The 1019-nt window shown below is 52.0% G+C and carries 1 rRNA gene; it reads right to left on the bottom strand.

The features are described from left to right. A 16S ribosomal RNA gene (locus tag IGS61_RS27705) occupies window positions 1-1001 on the bottom strand; the annotation flags it as partial. Window positions 1002-1019 lie beyond the last annotated feature (18 nt).

Genomic DNA, 1019 nt, shown 5'->3' with positions numbered 1-1019 from the left:
GGATTCCAGCCATGTCAAGGGTAGGTAAGGTTTTTCGCGTTGCATCGAATTAATCCACATCATCCACCGCTTGTGCGGGTCCCCGTCAATTCCTTTGAGTTTTAATCTTGCGACCGTACTCCCCAGGCGGTCTACTTCACGCGTTAGCTGCGTTACCAAGTCAATTAAGACCCGACAACTAGTAGACATCGTTTAGGGCGTGGACTACCAGGGTATCTAATCCTGTTTGCTCCCCACGCTTTCGTGCATGAGCGTCAATCTTGACCCAGGGGGCTGCCTTCGCCATCGGTGTTCCTCCACATATCTACGCATTTCACTGCTACACGTGGAATTCTACCCCCCTCTGCCAGATTCTAGCCTTGCAGTCTCCAATGCAATTCCCAGGTTGAGCCCGGGGATTTCACATCAGACTTACAAAACCGCCTGCGCACGCTTTACGCCCAGTAATTCCGATTAACGCTTGCACCCTACGTATTACCGCGGCTGCTGGCACGTAGTTAGCCGGTGCTTATTCTTCAGGTACCGTCATTAGCAAGAGATATTAGCTCTCACCGTTTCTTCCCTGACAAAAGAGCTTTACAACCCGAAGGCCTTCTTCACTCACGCGGCATTGCTGGATCAGGCTTTCGCCCATTGTCCAAAATTCCCCACTGCTGCCTCCCGTAGGAGTCTGGACCGTGTCTCAGTTCCAGTGTGGCTGGTCGTCCTCTCAGACCAGCTACTGATCGATGCCTTGGTAGGCTTTTACCCTACCAACTAGCTAATCAGATATCGGCCGCTCCACGAGCATGAGGTCTTGCGATCCCCCACTTTCATCCTTAGATCGTATGCGGTATTAGCGTAACTTTCGCTACGTTATCCCCCACTCCAGGGTACGTTCCGATATATTACTCACCCGTTCGCCACTCGCCACCAGAGCAAGCTCCGTGCTGCCGTTCGACTTGCATGTGTAAGGCATGCCGCCAGCGTTCAATCTGAGCCAGGATCAAACTCTTCAGTTTAATCTCTGTTACTTTGCC

Source organism: Janthinobacterium sp. FW305-129, from assembly GCF_020858115.1.
Classification (GTDB): domain Bacteria; phylum Pseudomonadota; class Gammaproteobacteria; order Burkholderiales; family Burkholderiaceae_D; genus Janthinobacterium.
This window is presented reverse-complemented; position numbering and strand designations above follow the sequence as displayed.